Below are 14,768 nucleotides of genomic sequence, written 5' to 3' on the forward strand. Positions count from 1 at the left end.
GACTGAAAAATCAGTCACACTTACGCTGGCAAGAAGTCCGGTTCGACGACGATACGGAAAGGCCCGGTGAGTGACATGCTGCGCAACGGTCTGGAGCCCTGGCACCTCCTGGTGGTGCTGGCGGTCGTCATCCTGCTGTTCGGCTCGAAGAAGCTGCCCGAGATGGCGCGCGGGCTGGGCAAGTCGATGCGCATCCTGAAGGCCGAGACGGCGGCGATGCGCGAGGACGGCCCGGCGTCCGAGCAGGCGCCCGCGCCGACGGGCGACGCCGCTCCGGGGACACCTGCGACCCCGGTCGCACCGGTCGCACCGGTCACGCCCGTCGCTCCCGCGACGGCGGCGGCCGCCAAGGCCGAGGGCCCCGCGCGGGCCGACCGACCGGCCTGAGCCGACCGGCCGACCGGCCCACCGGCCAGCCCGTAGGTCAGACTGCGGCGGGCACTACCGGCTGCGACTGGGTCGCGCAGTGGATGCCACCACCGCCGTTGGCGATGGCGTCGATGACGACCGGCACGACGGTGCGCCCCGGGTACTCGGCCGCGAGGATCGTCCGGGCCGCCTCGTCGGCCTCCTGGTGCCCGAACTGCGGTACCAGGACGGCCCCGTTCACGGTGTAGTGGTTGGTGTAGCTGGACAGGAAGGAGGACCCCATCCCCCGGATCTTCGTGTGGTCCGGGCCCGGGAGTTCCACGATCGTCAGCGCACGGCCCCTGGCGTCGGTGGCGGTCTGCAGGACCCGCTTGGCCTCGGTGTGGACGCGCAGCCACATCGAGGTGGTGTTCGGCGCGGGCCGGTCCAGGATCACCCGCCCGGGCGCGCTGAACCGGGCCACGCAGTCGATGTGGCCGTCCGTGATGTCCTGCCCCGCCAGACCGGGCAGCCAGATCACCTTCTCCATGCCGAGCGAGGCCTTGAGCCGCTGCTCGACCTCGTCCTGACTCAGCCCGGGGTTGCGGTTGGGGTTCACCAGGGAGCTGACGGTGGCGAGCAGCGTGCCCTGCCCGTCGGTCTCCAGCGAGCCGCCCTCCCCGACGAACGGGGCCTGGACGCGCGTGATCCCGTACTGGGCGAGCAGCGCGGCGGCGGCCCTGGCGTCCTTGGCGAAGTTCTGCTCGTAGCTGGTCCCGGTCTTGCCCCACCCGTTGAAGTTGGTGTCGAGGCCGGCGACCGCTCCCGGGCCGACCAGGAAGGTCGGGCCGAAGTCCCGGATCCACAGGTCGTCGTTGGAGACCGGCAGGAAGGTGATGCCCCGGGAGCCGGGGAGCGCACTCGTGTCGCAGAGCGGGGTGGCGGCGGCCACCAGCTCGGGGGCGATCACCATCACGACCGGCTCGAAGCGGGCGACCTCCTTGGCGAGGTTGGCGATGTCCCGCTGCACAGCCGGGAGTTGGGAACCCCAGGCGGCGCTCGGACCGGGCCAGGCCATGAAGGTGCGGACGTGCTGGTCGGTCTCGGCGGGCATCCGCAGCGTCGGCGCGGGGCCGGCCGCGCCGACGGTGTCGGCGAAGGCGCTGCCGGTGAGCGCGGGACCGGCGAGGGCGGGGCCGAGGGCCGCGAGGGGTACGGCCGCGGCGCCGAGGCGGAGGAGTCTGCGTCGGGAGATTTCGGGCTTGTCCATCGGTACCTCCGGTGCGTGGGGGTGGACCGCCCCGGGCACCGGAGAACGGGACGAATGGGGCGTACCGTCGGCGCACCCGGGGCAGGCCGGTGGGGGCGCCCACATCCTGCCTTGAACTGAAAATTCAGTCAATATTCACCCTCCGGGGACGTGACCGCCCATCACGCGACCCATCACGCGACCCGCCACGGGCCCCGTCACCGGCGGACGCGCAGCTCCTTCAACCCGTTCTGGAAGTTCGAGACCAGCCGCGGCGGAGGCGGACCCGGCGCCAACTCCGGCTCCGGCCAAGCGGCGACGAGCCGGCGCAGCAGCGCCGCCATCTGGATCCGGGCGAGCTGCGCGCCGACGCAGAAGTGCGGGCCGTAACCGAAGCTCACATGGTCGTTCGGCGTGCGGGTGAGGTCGAGGCGGTCCGGGTCGGGGAAGACCGTCTCGTCGCGGTTGGCGGAGGCGTGGTAGACGACCACCTTGTCCCCGCCGGAGATCCGCCGCCCGGCCAGGACGACGTCCCGGGTGGCGGTGCGCCGGAACTCGACCACCGGCGGCCAGAAGCGGAGCAGCTCGTCCACCGCCGACCCGGTCAACTCCGGCCGCCGGCGCAGCAGTCGGTACTGGTCGGGGTTGGTCAGCAGCGAGTACAGGGCACCGGGCAGGCCGTTGCGCAGCGTCTCGTTGCCCGCGACCGCGAACAGGAAGAACATCGTCTCGAACTCGGCGGCGCCCAGCCCGGCCTCCCGCATCCGGGCCACCATGCTGCCCGGCGGCGGCTGTTCGGCGAGCGCGTGGGCGTAGGCGAACATGTCGGCGAGGGCCGCGCGGGAGCGCGGGTTCAGCGGGCGGCCGTCGGGGGCGGTGAGGTCCGTGGGGCGGCACCCGAGCGCGTCCCGGCCCATGGCGCTGAGCCGGGACGGGTCCGCCGTGCTGGAGCGGGCGTGGTCCGGGTCCTGGTAGCCGATCACCCGGTTCGACCAGTCGACCAGCAGCGCGCGGTCCTGCTCCGGCACACCGAGGATGCGCGCCAGCGTCCACACCGGCAGGTCGGCGGCGATCGGCACCACGTCGACCTCGCCGGACGGGGCGATACCCGTGACGAGCTCCTCCGCGCGCGCCTCGACGGCCGCCGTCAGCTCGCGCAGCGCCCGCGGGGTGAAGGCGGCGGCGACGGCGCGGCGCAGCCGGGAGTGGTCGGGCGGGTCCTGATTGAGCATCATGGCGCGGGCGAAGTCCAGGTCGGCCGCCGAGTCGGGGTCCCGGATCTGGGTCGCGCCGAGGTGCGAGGAGAACAGCTCGGGCGTGCGCAGCACCCGCTTGACGTCGGCGTGCCGCAGCACCGCCCAGTAGCCGGGACCGGCGGGCCACGGCCCCACCGCGGGCTCCTCCACCCAGCAGACCGGCGCCTCGGCGCGCAGTTCGCGGAACAGCTCGTACGGCACGCCCTCGGCATAGGTCCCGGGGAGGAAGATCCGGTTCGCCCGCGCCTGATCGATGGCCATACCGAGGGACCGTACGCCGCACCCCGGCCGAGGACCAGCGTGCCGACCGGCCCCGCCTGCCCAACCAGCCCGACGTGCCAGACGTCCCCGATGTGCCCGACGTGCCCGACCGGGCCCACCTGCTCCGACGGGATGCCGTGCCACCGGGTCGTCGGCCGTCGCGGCTGCGTCCGTCGGTCGCCGGGATCCCGTAGGGTCGGCCAATGGCGAAGTACTTCGACGTGCATCCAGAGTCCCCCCAGCCGCGCACCATCAGCACAGTGGCGGCCAGTCTCCGGTCCGGGGCCCTGATCGCGTACCCGACCGACTCCTGTTTCGCGCTGGGCTGCCAGCTGGACAACCGTGACGGCCTCGACCGGATCCGGTCCATCCGGCGGCTCGACGAGCGCCACCACTTCACCCTGATGTGCGAGGACTTCGCGCAGCTCGGGCAGTTCGTCCAGCTCGACAACAACGTCTTCCGCGCGGTCAAGGCCGCGACGCCGGGCAGCTACACCTTCATCCTGCCCGCCACCAAGGAGGTCCCGCGCCGCCTGATGCACCCGAAGAAGAAGACGGTGGGCGTCAGGATCCCCGACCACCCCGTCACCCGGGCGCTGCTCGCCGAGCTCGGCGAGCCGTTGGTCTCCAGTACCCTGCTCCTCCCCGGCGAGGAGGAGCCGCTGACCCAGGGGTGGGAGATCAAGGAGCGGCTCGACCACGTCCTGGACGCCGTGCTGGACTCCGGCGACTGCGGCACCGTGCCCACCACGGTGGTCGACTTCTCCGAGGGCGAGCCGGAGATCGTGCGACGGGGGGCCGGCGACCCCAGCCGCTTCGAGTGACCCTTCGGGGCCCGAGGCCTTGAGCCTCGGGCCCTCTTCCGCGTTGGATCAGGCGGCGGCGAGGGCCGCGAGTTCGCGCAGGTCGACGCCCCGGCGCAGCGCGCGCAGGTCGTCCTGGAGGTCCGACGGCGGCACCGCGAGCACGGTGCAGCGGGCGTGGGCCAGGCAGTAGTGGCCCACCGAGCCGCCCCCGAGCATCCGCCGCACCGCACCGCGGACGGCACCGTGCCGGCCCGCGCCCACCACCAGCAGGTCCCCCGGCCGGTCGGCCAGCCCGGTCAGCACCGGTCCGGCCGGACCGCGGACCGCCTGCGGCTCGACCCGGACCCCGTCCTGGAGCCCGCCGAACGCCTCGTCCAGCGCCCCCTCCAGCCGGGCGGCGGCCATGTCCTCCCAGGCCCGCAGCAGCGGCGGGCAGGGCCGCAGCCGGTAGTTGTGCTCCCCGCCCGCCGGCGTCCACGCCAGCACCGGCACCAGCACCGCACCCCGGTCACGCGCCTCGCCCACCGCCCGGTGCAGAGCGGTCAGGCTCCCCAGCGAGCCACTGACTCCGACGATGACGCGTGCGCCGCTCGACATGATCCTTCACTTTCCGGTGTTCGATCGTCCCTATGCTTGGCGATTATGGTTCCACAGGGGATCGCAGCCTGCAAATCGAAGGCTTAAACTGTATGCGGCCTTGCATCATGCAGACGCACAACACCTTCGCCCGCGCTAATTCGCTGGCGGCCGGCCCACCGCCCTCGCGACCCTGATCGGCGTGCCCCTGTCCAACACCCCCGAAGCGCCCGCCCTCCCACACACCGCCCCCGAACACGCCGCCCCCGAACCGAAGCACCGCATCCGCGCCGTCCACACCGCCGCCACCGTGACCGTGTACCAGGCGTACTCCCCCGGGATCGGCCTGCCGGCCGCCCAGGACGGCCGGTTCCCGGCGCACTGGAAGCGCGACCGGATGACCTGGATCAAGCCCTCCTTCCTCTGGATGATGTACCGCTGCGGCTGGGCCACCAAGGAGGGGCAGGAGACCGTGCTCGCCGTCGAGATCGACCGGGCCGGCTTCGAATGGGCGTTGCAGCACGCCTGCCTCGCCCACTACGAGCGCGGCCTCCACCCGGACCGGGCGACCTGGCAGCGGCTGCTGAAGCGCTCCCCCGCCCGGGTCCAGTGGGACCCGGAGCGCGACCTGGCCCTGCGGCCGCTGCCGTACCGCTCGCTGCAACTGGGCCTGAGCGGCGAGGCCGCGCGGCGCTACGCCGACGAATGGACGGTGTCGATCACCGACCTCACCCCGCTCGCGCGGCGGATCCACGGGCATCTGCGCGACGGCGAGCCGGAGGCGGCCCGCCGGCTGCTGCCCGACGAGCGGCCCTACCCGGTGGCCGGCGGCCTGCCGCCCCACCTGGTCGGCTGAGACGCCCGAAGGAGGCGGGGCGGCGTCCGGGCGTCACCGGGGCGGCATACGATCAGCGGATGAGCAAGCGAAGTGATTCCTCGTCATCCTCCCCGGCGACGGTGCTCTCGCACGGGTGGAGGCTGCCGTCCGGGGACTCCGTCCTGTCCGTCGCCTCGGTGGGGTCGGCGCTGTCCATCGGCTCGGTCGGCTCGGTGCTGTCGGTCGGCTCCGTCGGCAGCTTCCTGTCGATCGGCTCGGCCGGTTCGGCGGCCTCCGCGCTGTCCATCGGCTCGTGGCTGAGTGTCGGCTCGCTGCTCTCCGCGAACTCGCGGTGGTCGGTCATGTCCTACCGCTCCCGGCGGGGCCTGATGGTGGCGGGCGTGGTCGCGGTCGCTGCGGGGGCGGCGCTCGCGGGCGGCTCGACGTCCCCCCGTCGCCGCCGGTAGAGCCCGGCATGGCGACGAAGCTCCCCTCGCTCGGCCCCTCGCTCGGCCCCTGGATACGGCGCCTGCCGCGCAATCCGGCGTTCTGGTACGTGGCCGCGCTGACCGCGATGTGGCCGGTGCTGCACCTGCTGCCGCCCGAACGGGTGCACGCGCTGCGCACCTGGGCGTCCACCGACCTCGGCAATCTGCACCTGTGGCCGGACGGCCATCCGATCGAGTCGCTGACCGTCTCGGTGTTCGTGCCCCAGGACACCATCTGGGTCTGGCCGGTCTTCGCCCTGTCCCTGTTCGCGGTGGTCGGGGCGCTCGGCGCCCGCCGGGCGGTGGCCTCCGTGGCCCTCGTCCACGTCGCGGCGACCGCCCTCACCGAGGGCCTGGTGTGGTGGCGGATCGAGCACGGCTCGCTGCCGGCCGAGGCCGCGCACGCGATGGACACCGGCCCGTCCTACGTCGTGGTCACCGCCCTGACGCTGGCCGCCACCCGGGCCCGCCCGGCGTGGTCGCGGGCGGTCTGGCTGCTGATGCTGGCGGTCGCGGCCCCCGCGCTGCTGGCCGGCCTCCCGGACGGCGAGACTGCCGCAGTCGGCCACCTGGCCTCGCTGCTCGCGGGCCTCGCCCTCGCCGCCGCCCACCGCTTCGGCCTCCCGCCCCTGCGCCGCCGCACCCCCGCCGCACCCCGCCCCGCGCAGGCCCCGTCCCGCTAGGAACCGCACCCCGCTCCCGTGTCCGGATGTGACAGGGAATCGTCATTGCCGCCGTCCGACCGCCGGGCCGAGGATGGAGCCATGCCCACTCCGCACCGGGTCGTCATCGCGGTCTTCCCCGATGTCGACCTCCTCGACGTCACCGGCCCGGCCGAGGTGTTCGCGCTGGCCAACCGGGAGACCGGTGGCCGTGCCGGTTACGACGTCCGGCTCGCCGGTCCGGTCGGCGGCGCCGTCCGGACCTCGGCGGGGGTGCGGCTGCTCGCCGACCTCTCCTTCGCCGAGGTCGGCGCGGACGTGGACACCCTGCTGGTGCCGGGCGCGGTCGAGCTGACCGAGCACGGACCGGTGGCCAAGGTCGACGGCACCGTCGTCGACTGGGTGCGCGAGACCGCGCCGCACGCCCGCCGGGTGGCCTCGGTGTGCGTGGGCGCCCACGTCCTCGCGGCCGCCGGCCTGCTGGACGGGCGGACGGCGACCACCCACTGGTCGACCGCCGCGCAGCTCGCCGCCGACCATCCCGAGGTGACGGTCGACCCCGACCCGATCTTCGTCCGCACCGACCGGGGCCGACTGTGGACCAGGGCCGGCATCAGCGCCTGCCTGGACCTGGCCCTCGCCCTGGTGGCGGAGGACCAGGGCGAACGGACGGCTCTGGCGGTGGCCCGGCAGCTGGTGATGTACCTCAAGCGGCAGGGCGGGCAGAGCCAGTTCTCCGTCCCGCTGAGCCACCCGGCCACCGAGCGGCGCGACATCGACGAGCTGCTGCGGTGGATCGCCGAGCACCTCGACGGCGACCTCTCCACCCCGGCCCTCGCCGCCCGGATGTGCCTCAGCGAGCGGCATTTCGCCCGCGTCTTCACCCAGGAGACCGGCACCGGCCCGGCCGGCTACGTCGAGGCGGCCCGGGTCGAGGCGGCCCGGCGCCTTCTGGAGACCACCGACCGGCCGCTCGACCAGGTCGCGGCAGCGGCCGGACTCGGCTCGGCGGAGACCCTCCACCGGGCCTTCCGCCGCCGTCTCGCCACCACCCCGGCCGCCTACCGCCGCCGCTTCCGCACCCCGGACGCCTGACAGCCGTCCCCCTTCTCGCGGCACTGCCGCATGCCCTCGAACACCCGAAATGTCATGGAAAGGCACCCTTGTGACCACGCACACCACCACCCCGTCCGCTCCCCTGCGCACCGTCATCGGCCTGGACGACCGGCTGCCCCGGCTGGCCGACTCCGTCCTCCTGATGATCGACTTCCAGAACACCTACCGCACCGGAGTGATGGCCCTGGACGGCGCCGAGGAGGCCCTCGCCTCCGCCGCCGACCTCCTGCGGCGCGCCCGCGCGGCGGGCACCCCGGTGGTCCACATCGTCAACGACGGCGGCCCGGGCACCCCGTACGACATCCGCGCCGACATCGGCGCCATCAGCCCCGAGGTCGCGCCGGTCGCCGGCGAACCCGTCGTCGTCAAGACCTTCCCCGACGCCTTCCACGCCACCGAGCTCACCGCGACCCTCTCCGCCCTCGGCTTCGCCCCGGAGAGCGGCAAGGACCTCGTCCTGGCCGGCTTCATGACCCACATGTGCGTCACCTTCACCGCCCAGGGCGCCTTCCGCCTCGGCTACCGCCCCACCGTCGTCGCCTCCACCACCGCCACCCGCCCCCTCACCGCCCCCGACGGCACCCTCGTCCCCGCCGCCGCCCTGCAGGCCGCCGCCCTCACCACCGTCACCGACCTCTTCGGCCTCGTCGCCCCCACCCCGTCCGCCCTCCCCGCCTGACCGGCCCCGGGGCGTACCCCGGGCCGGGCACCGGCCCGCCGCTCGACTAGGTTGCTCTCCTCGAAACACCATCAGGGGGAGCAATGACGGATTCGCCGTCGGACCTGGCCGACCGGTTGGCCGGTGCCGTCACCACCGGGGACACCGAGGCGGTGCGAGCCTGTCTGGAACGGGGCGCACCAGCGGACACCCCGGGTCCCGACGGCCTGCCCCTGCTCTGCACGGCGGTGGCGAGGCTCGACCACTCCACCGCGGAGGTCCTGGTCGACGGGGGCGCCGACCAGGACCGTGAGCTTCCGGACGGCAGCACCCCCTTGCTGCGGGCGGTCGATACGGGCTCACCCACGTTGGTGTCCATGGTGCTCGGGACGGCCCCTCGGCTCCGTCTGTCGGAGACCTCCCGGCAACAACTGCTCGACCTCGCGCGGCACTGGTTCGAGACGGGCGTGGTCGAGGAACTGCGCCACCGGACGGGATCCGCCGAACCGGCCGCGGTCCGCCGGGTCGACGAACCGGCGGGCGACACGATCGAGGAGGTGTCCCTGGGCGGCCGCACCGTGCGGGACGGGCACGGGGCGATCCTCACCCACCTCGAATGGGCCTTCGGTCTGTTCCCGCCCCTCGACGAAGTGATGGCACGCGTCGTCCCGCACACGCCGGACGACGACAGCAACTGGTTCGCCGCCACCTACTACCCGAGCCTCCGCCGCGGCCCACGCATCCGGGCCGCGCTCACCGAACTACGGCGGCACCCCGATCCCCTGCGCCGCTACTTCATCGCCCAGGTGATGTGGCACCGGAACCTCTTCGGAACGGTGGACCGCGCGCCGGACCTCGCCCAGGACAGCGACTTCCTGGCCTCCTGGGCACTGGAGGAGCCCGACGAGCGGGTCCTCGCCGCCGTCCTGGGCGTCTACGCCGGCCACGACCATCCGGAGCAGGAGACCATCGGACTGCGGTATGTCGGCCACCCCGACCCCCGCGTGCGCGGCGAGGTCGTGTGGTGCCTGAGCCAGGAGCGGACCGCCCGCAGCGACGCGGCCGCATCGGCGCTGCTCGGCCTCGTCCACGATCCCGAGCCCGAGGTCCGGGCTTCCGTCGCCCAGGCCCTCGGCCCGCAGTTCACTCCCGACCGCCGGCTGGAGCCGTTGGCCCTGGACGCCCTGCTCCGACTGGTCCGCGACGAGAGCCGCGACGTTCGGCACCGCGCCACGGAGTCCCTCTCCGGCTACGACGACCGAAGCGCCCCCGTCCTGGAGGCCTTCCTTGTCCTCCTCGACGAGGACGACGCGAATCTGCGCCTGGAGGCCGCCTGGGCACTCGCCCTCCGCGACGACCCCCGCACCGAGGCCGCGTACGCGCGGGTAGGACCCCTCGACGTGTTCTCGCAGCACGACCACCGGACCTCCGGCCTCTGGAACTACCGGGCGAGCCATCGGAGCGACCAGGGCTGAACGGAGTGACCCGCCCGCGGGGGGACCGTCAGCAGCGGCGGGCGGTTCGGACGGCGTGGACGAGGACGCCGGCGAGGAGGAAGAGGGCGCCCTGGCAGATGGCGGCCCAGCCGGAGCCGACGGCGAGCCAGGCGGAGAAGGCGAAGGCGCCGAGGGCGAGGACGAGGTCGCGGGCGAGGCGGGCGGGGGCGACGCGGGTGCGGTCGCCGCGCAGCAGCCAGCGGAGTTGGGCGGCGGTGGAGAGGAGGTAGGGGACGGTCGCGGTGAAGGTGGTGACCAGCACCAGGGTGTCGAAGGCGGACTTCGCGCCGGAGGCGAAGTTGAGGACGGTGAGCAGCGAGGCGAGGGTGACGCCGACCAGGACGCCGACGACGGGGACGCCGCGGCGTTCGACGGTGAAGACGGCGGGGAACAGGCCGTCCTTGGCGGCGGCGTAGGGGGCCTGGGCGGAGAGCAGGGTCCAGCCGTTGAGCGCGCCGGTCATCGAGACGAGGGCGGCGACGGCGACGGCCGTTCCGCCCCAGGAGCCGCCGAAGACGGTGTTCACGGCGTCGGAGAAGGGCGCGGTGGAGTGGATCAGCCGCTCGTGGGCCACGGTGCCGAACACGGCGAGCGTGCCCAGCAGGTAGACCACCGCTGCGCCGGCGGTGCCGAGCACGCTGGCGCGGCCGACGTTGCGTTCGGGGTCGCGGACCTGGCCCGCGCTCATGGCGGCCGACTCCACGCCGAGGTAGCTGAAGAGCAGGATCGCCGCGGCGGCCGTCGTCCCGCCGAGCCAGCCGTCGCCGGTCGCGTCGAAGGGGCCGAGGTTCGCCGGGTCGAAGGCGGTGAGACCGGCCACCGAGACCACCATCAGGGCGACGAACTTTAGTACGGTGGAGACGAGTTGAACGGTGCCGACGTACCGGGTGCCGGCCAGGTTGGCGAGCGCGGGCAGCCATTGGACGGCGAGCGCGCAGGCGAGGGTGAGGCCGGTGGACCGGCCGAGGGGCCACAGCACGTCGAGGTAGCCGACGGCGGCGACGGCGAGGGCGGCGTTGCTGACCCAGGTGGTGACCCAGTACGACCAGGCGGCCAGGAAGCCCGCGAAGTCGCCGAACGCCTCGCGCGCGTAGACGTACGGGCCGCCGGTGCGCGGGTCGCGGCGCGCGAGGCGGCCGAAGACCAGGGCCAGGGTGATCGCGCCGACCGTCAGCACGGCGAAGGCGAGCAGGCTGACCGTCCCGTAGGGCGCCACGGCGGCGGGGATCATGAAGATGCCGCCGCCGATGATGTTGCCCATCACCAGCGCGGTCGCGGTCGGCAGGCCGAAGCGGCGGCCGGTCGGCGGCGCGGCCGGGGCGGGAGGCGGGGGCGTCGGGTCGACGTCCGTCCGCGCGGGTCGGGGTGCCTGCCGGGTCGCGGCCGGGCTGGTCTGCATGGGGGCGTCGGGCCTTTCCTGTCCTGCGCGCTCGGTGGAGCGGACGCCCATGCTGGTGCAGGCGGCACCTTGTACCAAATCGGTGGGATTTGTTCTCCGGACGGGCCCGCCCGCCGGAAAACCTCCGGTCGCGAAGCACCCGGACGGTCACTCGTCCGGCGCCGCCGCGGCGGGCGGGATCAACCGGCCGCGTCAGGGAGGAGGTGCACCGGGAGGTCCGCCCGGCGCTTGACCCCGAGCTTGCGGTAGGAGCTGGTCAGATGTTGTTCGACGGTACTGACGGTGAGGAAGAGCTCGTGGGCGATCTGACGGTTGGTGCGTCCTCGCGCCGCCAGCTCGGCCACCCGGAGCTCGGCCCGGCTCAGTACGACGGGCGTCAGCGCGCCCGAGCTGCGTTCGCCGCGGGTGTCGGGCACGCCGACTTCCCGCTCCTTCTCCACCGACCACATGAGCTGTCATCCCCCGATGAACATGCGTGACCGCACGATTCTGCCATGTGCGCGGCAGCCGGATCCACCGGTCGCGCGGGCGGCGGCACCCCGGCCGCCGGCCGCCGCCCGTTCCCGCCCACCTACCGCGTCCGCCTCCGGCCGTGCCCGCCGACCCCGCGTCAGCCCGAGGTGTGGCGCAGGATGTCGAGGACCTCGCCGGTGATCGCGGCCTCGTTCTGCTCGAAGGCCGGCCCGGTCAGCAGCTCCGGCTGGTCCGGGAGGCCGGTGAGCACCGGGGTGTGCAGGTGGCCGCCGGGCAACTGCGGGGCGAGTTCCAGGCGCAGCCGGTTGGTGCGGTAGGCGACCTCGTTGGAGAGGTAGCCCCCGCCGCCGCCCGCGACCGCCCGCGAGCCGGGGGTCGGCCCGTCCTCCCGGTCGACCGGGCCGGTGCCGCCGGCCGGGATCTCGGTGACGGTGGTGTTCAGCAGCACCGGGTAGGGCTGCTGCACGGCGGTCATCGGGCCGGTGGGCAGGCTGGTGGCGATGAACTCGGCGCCCGGGCCGAGCCCCGGGGCGGTGACGGGGTGGTCCCGGGTGCCGCCGGAGAGCGCGCCGATGTTGTCGGGGTAGGGATCGGCGGAGCGGGAGCGACCGGCCCAGGCCTCCAGGGTGAACAGCCCGGGGTAGCCCTGGCTGATGGTGGTGATGAGGTCCGCGGCGCGGGGGCCGCGGGCGAGCCGAGGGGCGTAGGCACGCTCGACGATGCCGCGGTCGAAGTCGCCGTAGCGGACCGGGAAGAGCACCGAGCGGACCTCGGCCGGGGTGCCGTCGGCGAGGGTGATCCGGCGGCCGTCGAGCTGCAGGGCCGCCGAGCCGGAAGGGTTGGCGCGGCGCGGCTCGGCGTCCAGCCCGAAGGGGTCGAAACCGCTGATGAAGATCCGCCGCACGCCCGGGCGGCCGCTGAACCCGCTGTCGGCCAGTCCGCGCGAGGCGTCCTCGAAGCGCTCCCGCAGGGCTGCCGGGTCGACGGTGAAGCCCGGCTGCCAGCGCGCGAGCCGGACGGTCATGGCGACCCTGGTCCAGTAGAGCGGCCGGTCGTCGGTGGTCGGCAGGTCGCCGCCGGGGCGGCGGCCCTGGGCGCGGTCCACGCCGGCCCGCCAGAGCGCCCCGCCCCAGGCATCGAGGAGCCGACCGGCCTCGTCGGCGTTCCGGGCACTGCACAGCGCGGCGGGGAACCGGGAGACGAAGTCGCCGAAGCCCCCGCGTTCGGTCAGCGCGGCGGTCCGCGGGTCCGCGGTGCGGGCCTGTTCCCGGTCGAGCGGCGCGGACTCGACGGTCCGGCAGCCGGGACCGACCGCGTGGGCGGTGGCGGCGGTGGGGAGGATCGAGGCGGCGAGAGCGCCGATGAGGGTCGCGGTGAGCGCGGCCCGGCGCCGAACGGTCGTCATGGCGTGGACATTACAGAGCCCCTACCGGCTCCACCAGAGCGCCTCACCGCCACCACGCACAGTGAGCGCGGACCGCACCCTCCTCCGGAGACCCCCAGCAGAAGCGGCCTCCACCCCTCTGGCGAGTCACGCCCCGTAGCGGTTTACTGGGAGTGAGCAGGGCAGAAACGGAGGCCCGGCGATGGAGTGTCCCCACCCACCCGGATTCCACACCGAGGTCCGCGAGCACTACGCGGCCACCGGCGCCGAAGTGGCCCGGCTGCTGCGCTCGGCACCCGAGGACCGCTGGACCGCACCCACCCCGTGCCGCGACTGGGACGTGCGCGCGCTGGTGAACCACCTCGCCGCCCAGCACCTCTGGGTGTGCCAGGCGATCGCCGGCTACACCCCGGCCCAGATCGGCCGCCGCTTCGAGGGCGACGTCCTCGGCCGCAACCCGCTGGGCGTCTGGACCATGGCCGTGCGCAGCGCACAACGCGCACTCGACCGGCCCGGCGCCCCCGACCTGCTGGTCCACCTCGACTACGGCGTACGGGACGCCGGCGGCTACGCCCGCGAGCTGATCGCCGAGACCGTCGTCCACAGCTGGGACCTCTCCCGGGCCCTCGGCGAGCACGGCCGGATGCCCCCGGGCTCCGCCCGCTACGCGCTCACCGAGTTCCACGGCTACCGCGACCTGGCCGACAGCGGCCGCTTCGACCCACCGTTCGCCGCGCCGCCGGGCGCGGACGCCGAGGACCAGTTGCTGGCCCTCACCGGCCGCGACCCGGCGTGGTCGGCCGACCGGATCTGAGGCCGCCGCCGCGCTGCGCGCCGACGGCCCCGGGCGGACGCGGGGGCGACTCAGGGGAAGGTCACCTCGTAGTTGCCGTTCTTGAGCGTGAAGTGGGCGACACCGGAGGCACCCTCGAAGGCGTAGTTGCCACCGGTGATCGTGCCGTCGAACTCCTTGGCGGCCCCGTCGCCGAGGGGCACGACCACGGAGAGCGTGACCTGCTTCTCCGGGCCGTACTTGAGCAGACTGGTGCAGTACAGCTGGTCGGGGCCCGCCTCGACCTTGCTGCAGGTGGAGTAGATCGTGCCGATGGTGTTCTCGCCGTACTGGTCGAGGAGTGTGGTCCGGGTGCCGAAGGAGTTGCCCAGCTCCTGCGGCACTCCGCCCTGGGCGGTGGTGTACCCGCTGCTGCTGATCGTGACCCACGGGATCGACGCACCCCCACGGTGGGCTCCGCCCGGGTTCTGACCGTCCGCCAGCGCCGGCACGCCGGTCGCGGCCGCCGCCCCGACCACCAGTGCGGCGACAGCCACGGGGAGGGGCCGCTTGAAGAAGGAGGGACGTCGCACAGATTGCTCCAGGATCGTGAGGGGTGAGGGCCCAATGGCCGATCCGTATCCGAGCGCACCGTTCGTGAGCGCATGGCATGCCCCGCGCGGACGGACACCCAGCTCCACTCCAACGGGCGACCCCCACTCCCCCGATTGCCGACGACCGCACCGGCGCCCCCGCTCAGCGGGCGAGGCGGCCCAGGAGGGCGGAGGCGGAGGTGATGCCGAGGGCGGTGGCGAGGGTGAGGACGCCGAAGTCGAGCAGCAGGTGCGAGGGGGTGCCGATCAGGAGGCCGCGCAGGGCGTCGACCTGGTAGCTGAGCGGGTTGGCGAGGCTGATCGCCTGGAGCCAGCCCGGCATCAGGTCGACCGGGTAGAGGGCGTTGGAGCCGAAGAACAGCGGCATCGTGATGGCTTGGGTCAAGCCTTTT

15 protein-coding genes and 2 pseudogenes are annotated in these 14,768 nt (G+C 73.9%); 9 read left to right on the forward strand and 8 right to left on the reverse strand.

All coding sequences use genetic code 11. The features are described 5' to 3' along the window. Positions 1-75: 75 nt before the first annotated feature. Positions 76-387 carry a Sec-independent protein translocase subunit TatA gene (tatA, locus tag IF01_RS0115805; protein ID WP_030394049.1) on the forward strand — a complete coding sequence of 104 codons (312 nt, stop codon included), beginning with the start codon at positions 76-78 and terminating at the stop codon, positions 385-387. A 37-nt stretch (positions 388-424) separates the two neighbouring features. Here the strand turns inward: tatA and IF01_RS0115810 are convergent, their stop codons facing one another. Together IF01_RS0115810 and IF01_RS0115815 are read right to left on the reverse strand one after the other, a co-directional pair. Then, on the reverse strand, positions 425-1,618 hold the full coding sequence (locus tag IF01_RS0115810; protein WP_030394050.1) for an agmatine deiminase family protein: 1,194 nt from the start codon (positions 1,616-1,618) through the stop codon (positions 425-427). A gap of 197 nt (positions 1,619-1,815) precedes the next feature. Further along, positions 1,816-3,114, reverse strand: coding sequence for a cytochrome P450 (locus tag IF01_RS0115815; RefSeq protein WP_051755400.1), 1,299 nt, complete (start codon positions 3,112-3,114; stop codon positions 1,816-1,818). Positions 3,115-3,317: 203 nt separating this feature from the next. Here IF01_RS0115815 and IF01_RS0115820 point away from each other — a divergent pair, with 203 nt between their 5' ends. Then, entirely contained in the window at positions 3,318-3,938 is a 621-nt protein-coding gene (locus tag IF01_RS0115820) for an L-threonylcarbamoyladenylate synthase (RefSeq protein WP_030394052.1), read from the forward strand. Between the two features lie 48 nt (positions 3,939-3,986). On the opposite strand, the gene IF01_RS0115825 is transcribed toward IF01_RS0115820, so the two are convergent. Beyond that, complete coding sequence (locus IF01_RS0115825; RefSeq protein WP_030394053.1) at positions 3,987-4,517, reverse strand: universal stress protein; 531 nt, start codon at positions 4,515-4,517, stop codon at positions 3,987-3,989. Positions 4,518-4,779: 262 nt separating this feature from the next. Between IF01_RS0115825 and IF01_RS0115830 the strand changes: the two genes are divergently transcribed. The 6 genes from IF01_RS0115830 (at position 4,780) to IF01_RS0115855 (ending at position 9,712) form a co-directional block, all read left to right on the forward strand. After that, positions 4,780-5,352: a DUF4291 domain-containing protein gene (locus IF01_RS0115830; protein ID WP_030394054.1), complete on the forward strand. Its 573-nt coding sequence runs from the start codon at positions 4,780-4,782 to the stop codon at positions 5,350-5,352. 59 nt (positions 5,353-5,411) lie between these two features. After that, positions 5,412-5,780 carry a hypothetical protein gene (locus IF01_RS45505; protein WP_244215519.1) on the forward strand — a complete coding sequence of 123 codons (369 nt, stop codon included), beginning with the start codon at positions 5,412-5,414 and terminating at the stop codon, positions 5,778-5,780. Positions 5,781-5,788: 8 nt separating this feature from the next. Beyond that, a complete protein-coding gene (locus IF01_RS0115840) occupies positions 5,789-6,484 on the forward strand; it encodes a rhomboid-like protein (RefSeq protein ID WP_030394056.1) in 696 nt (231 codons plus the stop codon). Between the two features lie 81 nt (positions 6,485-6,565). After that, the gene (locus IF01_RS0115845; protein WP_030394057.1) at positions 6,566-7,558 is read left to right on the forward strand and encodes a GlxA family transcriptional regulator; all 993 of its coding nucleotides are present in this window, start codon (positions 6,566-6,568) and stop codon (positions 7,556-7,558) included. A 49-nt stretch (positions 7,559-7,607) separates the two neighbouring features. Beyond that, positions 7,608-8,258, forward strand: coding sequence for a cysteine hydrolase family protein (locus tag IF01_RS0115850; RefSeq protein WP_208624317.1), 651 nt, complete (start codon positions 7,608-7,610; stop codon positions 8,256-8,258). 83 nt (positions 8,259-8,341) lie between these two features. Continuing rightward, entirely contained in the window at positions 8,342-9,712 is a 1,371-nt protein-coding gene (locus IF01_RS0115855; protein ID WP_030394059.1) for a HEAT repeat domain-containing protein, read from the forward strand. Positions 9,713-9,740: 28 nt separating this feature from the next. Here IF01_RS0115855 and IF01_RS0115860 read toward each other — a convergent pair whose 3' ends face one another. From IF01_RS0115860 to IF01_RS0115870, 3 genes and pseudogenes are all read right to left on the reverse strand, one after another. Then, a complete protein-coding gene (locus tag IF01_RS0115860; protein ID WP_051755403.1) occupies positions 9,741-11,132 on the reverse strand; it encodes an amino acid permease in 1,392 nt (463 codons plus the stop codon). A gap of 179 nt (positions 11,133-11,311) precedes the next feature. Continuing rightward, positions 11,312-11,497, reverse strand: a pseudogene (locus IF01_RS0115865) (helix-turn-helix domain-containing protein); the annotation flags it as partial. Between the two features lie 245 nt (positions 11,498-11,742). After that, positions 11,743-13,011 carry a PA0049 C-terminal domain-containing protein gene (locus IF01_RS0115870; protein ID WP_051755405.1) on the reverse strand — a complete coding sequence of 423 codons (1,269 nt, stop codon included), beginning with the start codon at positions 13,009-13,011 and terminating at the stop codon, positions 11,743-11,745. Between the two features lie 181 nt (positions 13,012-13,192). Between IF01_RS0115870 and IF01_RS0115875 the strand changes: the two genes are divergently transcribed. Next, positions 13,193-13,804 (forward strand): TIGR03086 family metal-binding protein, encoded by a 612-nt coding sequence (locus IF01_RS0115875; RefSeq protein ID WP_051740103.1) that lies wholly within the window; start codon positions 13,193-13,195, stop codon positions 13,802-13,804. 50 nt (positions 13,805-13,854) lie between these two features. Here the strand turns inward: IF01_RS0115875 and IF01_RS0115880 are convergent, their stop codons facing one another. Both IF01_RS0115880 and IF01_RS46835 read right to left on the reverse strand, forming a co-directional pair. Continuing rightward, complete coding sequence (locus IF01_RS0115880; RefSeq protein ID WP_030394064.1) at positions 13,855-14,355, reverse strand: hypothetical protein; 501 nt, start codon at positions 14,353-14,355, stop codon at positions 13,855-13,857. Between the two features lie 163 nt (positions 14,356-14,518). Then, a pseudogene (locus IF01_RS46835) lies at positions 14,519-14,764 on the reverse strand (ABC transporter permease); the annotation flags it as partial. Between the last annotated feature and the right edge of the window lie 4 nt (positions 14,765-14,768).

The sequence above is a fragment of the Kitasatospora purpeofusca genome, assembly GCF_000718025.1.
Taxonomy (GTDB): Bacteria; Actinomycetota; Actinomycetes; order Streptomycetales; family Streptomycetaceae; genus Kitasatospora; species Kitasatospora purpeofusca.